Below are 4695 nucleotides of genomic sequence, written 5' to 3'. Positions count from 1 at the left end.
GGCGGGGCCGCCATCGGAGGCAGCGACCGGCGGATCGACCCCGTCGTCGTCCCCGTGGTCCGGTCCGGACACACTGGCCCGGTCGGGCACGGGCCCCGGCCCGTCGATCGGGCCCCCGTCCGGTCCGCCCCCGTCCGGTCCGCCGACGCCCGGGTCGTCACCATTCCCCTCGGCCAGGTATCTCACCACCGTGTTGGCCATGGCGGTGACGGGGACGGCGAACAGCGCTCCCACGATGCCGAACAGGTACGTGCCCGCGGCCACCACGACGATGACGGCCAGCGGATGCAGCGCCACCGCGTGGCCCATGAGGACCGGTTGCAACAGATGCGACTCGACCTGGTGGACCACCAGGACGATCGCCAGCATGGCGATGGCGATCACCGGCCCCCGGTCCACCAGCGCCAAGACCGTGGGGATCAGCCCCGCGACGAGAGTCCCCAGGATGGGAACGAACGACGCGAGGAACACCACCACAACGATGGGGATCACGAAGGGCACGCGCAGCACCAGCGCGCCGAGGCCCACCCCGGTGGCGTTGATCGCGGCCACGGTCAGCTGCGTGCGGGTGTAGGCGCCGAGACTGCCCCAGCCCTGCCGTAGCGCCCGATCGACGGTGAGCCGGCTCGCGCGGGGGAACCACCGGACGAAGAACACCCACAACTTCTCCCCCTGGTAGAGGAAGAAGAACAGGGCGACCAGGCAGATGAGCAGACCGGCCACCGCGTCGACGGCGGTGTGGCCGAACTGGACCGCGCCCGCGGCCACGGCCTCGGAATGGGACTCGATCCAGCTGCGGACCTGGGTGACCGCCTCCTGGAGTCGATCGGCGGTGAGGTGGAGCGGGCCGTCCTCCAGCCACCGCAGTGCGGTGTCGACGCCGCCGCCGATCTTCTCCCTCATCTCCGGAACCCCGGTCGCGAGCTGGGTGGTGACCACCGCCAGCGCCCCGATGACCAGCGCCAGGACACCGAGGACGACGACGAGGGACGCCAGCGCCCGCGGGACCTGCCGGGGCACGCGGTCCACGAGCGGTCGGAGCATGGCCGCGAGCAACACCGCGATGGCGAGCGGAGCCAGGATGATCGCCAACCGGCCGATGGCCTGTCCGAGGATCCACCCGCCCCCGGCGATCAGCAGCAGGCAGGCCGCCCAGGCAGCCGCCAGCACCACCGGATACGGGAGATGGGCTCGGGGGATCACGGTCGTGCCGGTGTCCTCACCGCGGGTTGACATGAGAACACCATAGGCGCGCTGACCTCCGTCGACGTCGGGTTCGTGAGTCCCGGCCACACCGTCGGGGAGGCGCGGGGGGACACGCGGGTGCGGGCGACGAGGCGGCGCAGCGTACGGCAACCGGACCTCCTCCGCGACTGGTTGCGCGGTCCGCGCCGAGTGGGAGAGTCGGTGTGACACCCGTGCACTCACACCCAACCCATCGGAGGAGTCACATGTCTGACAAGAAATCCGCTGCATCGAAGACGGCCGAAGCGGCCGCCAAGAAGGTCGCCGACGCCGCCGGCAAACTCGCCGAGGAGGTCATCGGCGGCAGAGACGTCGTCCCCGGTGTCCCGGCCCCCAAGCCCCCGTCGCTCGAGGAGCCCACCGACCCCACCGGACCGCTTCCCCCCAAGCCGGACCAGAAGGGCGCCACGCCGTACAGCCCCACCGGAGCGGAGTCCTCCGATACCGAGGACGCCGCCCGCCAGCAGGGTGAGTTCCTCACCACCGCGCAGGGCGCGCGACTGGCCGAGACCGACCACTCCCAGAAGGCCGGCCGCCGCGGCCCGGTCCTGCTGCAGGATCATCACCTGCGCGAGAAGATCATGCACTTCGACCACGAGCGGATCCCGGAGCGCGCGGTCCACGCCCGCGGCGCCGGTGCGCACGGGGTCTTCGTGGGCAACGGCGCGGCCTCGAGGGTGTGCAAGGCCGGCGTCTTCGCCGACGGCAAGGAGACCGAGGTCTTCGTCCGGTTCTCCACCGTGCTCGGGTCGCGCGGCTCCGCCGACACCGTCCGCGACACCCGTGGTTTCGCGACCAAGTTCTACACCGACGAGGGGACGTGGGACCTGGTCGGGAACAACATCCCCGTGTTCTTCATCCAGGACGCGATCAAGTTCCCCGACGTCGTCCACGCCGCCAAGCCCCACCCGGACCGCGAGATCCCCCAGGCCCAGAGCGCGCACGACACGTTCTGGGACTTCGTCTCCCTGCACACCGAGGCGCAGCACCACACCATGTGGAACATGTCCGACCGCGGCATCCCCCGCTCCTACCGGACGATGGAGGGTTTCGGGGTCCACACCTTCCGGCTCATCAACGACGCGGGGGAGACCAGCCTGGTCAAGTTCCACTGGAAGCCCCACCTCGGCGTGCACTCGCTGGTGTGGGAGGAGGCCCAGATCGCGGCCGGCATGGATCCCGATCTGCACCGCCGGGACCTGGCCGATGCCATCGAGGCCGGCGCGTTCCCGAAGTGGGATCTGGGGATCCAGGTGTTCCCCGACACCGTGGACTCCGACGGCGTCAGCGAGATGTTCCACGGGATCGACCTGCTCGACCCCACCAAGATCGTCCCCGAGGAGCTCGCGCCGGTGCAGGTGATCGGCACCATGACGCTCAACGCCAACCCCAAGAACTACTTCGCCGAGACCGAGCAGGTCGCGTTCCACCCGGGCCACCTGGCGCCGGGCATCGACGTGACCAGCGACCCGCTCCTCCAGGGCCGGCTGTTCTCCTACCTCGACACCCAGCTCACGCGCCTGGGCGGACCGAACTTCGGGCAGCTGCCCATCAACCGGCCGCACGCCCCGGTCAACGACATGCTGCGCGACGGGATGCACCAGACCGCCGATCACGTGGGGGTCGCGCCGTACCAGCCGAACAGCCTCGACGGCGGGTGCCCGTTCCTCGCGGGCACCAGCGACGGTGCGATGGTGGAGGTGGCGCAGCAGATCGCCGACGCGCAGGTGGTCCGGGACGCCCCGGCGACCTTCGACGACCACTTCTCACAGGCGACCCTCTTCTACGCCAGCATGACCGAGGTGGAGCAGGAGCACATCGCCGCCGCCTACACGTTCGAACTGGGCAAGTGCTACGAGGAGAACATCAAGATCCGGCAGGTGGAGCAACTGGCCCGCATCGACCACGGCCTCGCCGTCACCGTCGCCACCGGTCTCGGTCTGCCAGCGCCCGCCGAGGTGCCCACGGCCGAGGTCGTCACCAGCCCCGCGCTGTCCCAGATCGGGCGCGAGTGGCCCTCCGACGGGCGCCTCATCGGGATTCTCGTGACCGAGGCGTCCGACGTCGCCGCCGTCAAGGAGCTCGAGCAGGCGGTCTTCGCCGACGACATGGTCCCGCTGGTCATCGCCCCCACCGGTGGCCGGCTGGGCGAGGGCGAGCCGGATGCGACCGTCGCCGTGTCCCGGACGTATCAGACCCAGCGGTCGATCGAGTTCGACGCTCTCATCGTGGTGGATCTGCCCACCCACCCGAGGACCGATGTGCTGCTCAGCGAGATGTTCCGGCACAAGAAGGCGATCGCCTCGCTGGCTCCTCTCGACGGTCTCGCGGACGTGGGGCTCACCACCGACTCACCCGGTGTCGTGGTGGTGGACGAGGCGGCCGGGGTCCTGCCCGCGCTCAAACCGCTGCTCGCCACCCACCGCGCATGGGACCGGCCGGACCCCGTACGGGTCTGAGGCGGAACCCACCTCACCACAGCGCCCGGCCGATACCCGGGGGTAGCGTCGACGCCATGACGGACAGCGAACCGACCAGCTCGTCCGGGGCCGCCGACGCCGCCCCCGGGACCCGCCTCGAGGCCAGGCGGGTCATCGCGGCGCCGGCGGAACGGATCTTCGCCGTACTCTGCGATCCCGACGGTCACGTGGCCATCGACTCCTCGGGGATGCTCCAGTCCGCCGAGGGCTCGGTGGTCACGGCCCCGGGCGACCGGTTCGTCGTCCACATGGACCGTGAGTCGCTCGGCGACTACGACCTCGGCCGGTACGACGTGACCGTCATCATCACCCGGTTCGTGCCGGGCGAGGAGATCGCCTGGACCATCGACGGCCAGATCAAGCCGCCCATCGGTCACACCTACGGGTACCGCCTGACGCCGCTCGGCGAGGGGACCGAGGTCGTGAGCTACTACGACTGGTCCGAGGCCCACCCGAAGTGGCGCGACTCCGGCATCCTGCCGGTGCTGGACGCGTCCGCGCTCAAAGCGACCCTGGGCATCCTCGAGCGGGCTGTCCGGAGAGGATACGTCCGTGGCTGATCCGACCGTCCCCGGCCCGACCCCGCCACGACCCGGACCGGCGACGTCCCGGGAGATCACGTTCTCCCGGGGTCGCCTCCGGTTCCGGGCCATCGATTCCGGACCGGCCGACGGCCCCGTCGTGGTTCTCCTCCACGGCTTCCCGCAGCGCACGAGTAGCTGGGACGCGGTGGCCCCCCACCTCCACGCGGCCGGGTTCCGCACCCTGGTCCTGGACCAGCGCGGCTACTGCTCCACCGCCCGCCCTGCAGGACGGCGAGCGTACCGACTCTCCGAGTTGGTGGGGGACGTCCTCGGCCTGCTCGACAGTGCCGACCTGCCCGCCGCCCACGTCGTCGGCCACGACTGGGGCGCGGCCGTGGCGTGGGCCGTGGCCGCCGGGCACCCCGACCGGGTCCTGTCGCTGACGG

Annotated in this window: 4 protein-coding genes; 3 read left to right on the top strand and 1 reads right to left on the bottom strand. The window is 70.9% G+C overall.

Going from position 1 to position 4695, the window contains the following annotated elements; all coding sequences use genetic code 11:
• A partial coding sequence (locus G6026_RS02265; protein ID WP_194307543.1) for an AI-2E family transporter occupies positions 1–1236 on the bottom strand: 1236 nt, incomplete at its 3' end.
• Positions 1237–1451: 215 nt separating this feature from the next.
• Here G6026_RS02265 and G6026_RS02260 point away from each other — a divergent pair.
• The 3 genes from G6026_RS02260 to G6026_RS02250 form a co-directional block, all read left to right on the top strand.
• Positions 1452–3704, top strand: a complete 2253-nt coding sequence (locus G6026_RS02260) for a catalase (protein WP_182612136.1) — start codon at positions 1452–1454, stop codon at positions 3702–3704.
• Positions 3705–3760: 56 nt separating this feature from the next.
• Positions 3761–4285: an SRPBCC family protein gene (locus tag G6026_RS02255; RefSeq protein ID WP_107755275.1), complete on the top strand. Its 525-nt coding sequence runs from the start codon at positions 3761–3763 to the stop codon at positions 4283–4285.
• Positions 4278–4695, top strand: a 418-nt coding sequence (locus G6026_RS02250; RefSeq protein ID WP_182612135.1) for an alpha/beta fold hydrolase, incomplete at its 3' end; no start/stop codon positions are given. The genes G6026_RS02255 and G6026_RS02250, both read left to right, overlap by 8 nt.

Source organism: Dietzia sp. DQ11-38-2 (assembly GCF_014145055.1).
GTDB lineage: Bacteria > Actinomycetota > Actinomycetes > Mycobacteriales > Mycobacteriaceae > Dietzia.
The sequence above is the reverse complement of the archived record's forward strand: the minus strand, read 5'-3'. Positions and strand labels throughout refer to the sequence as shown.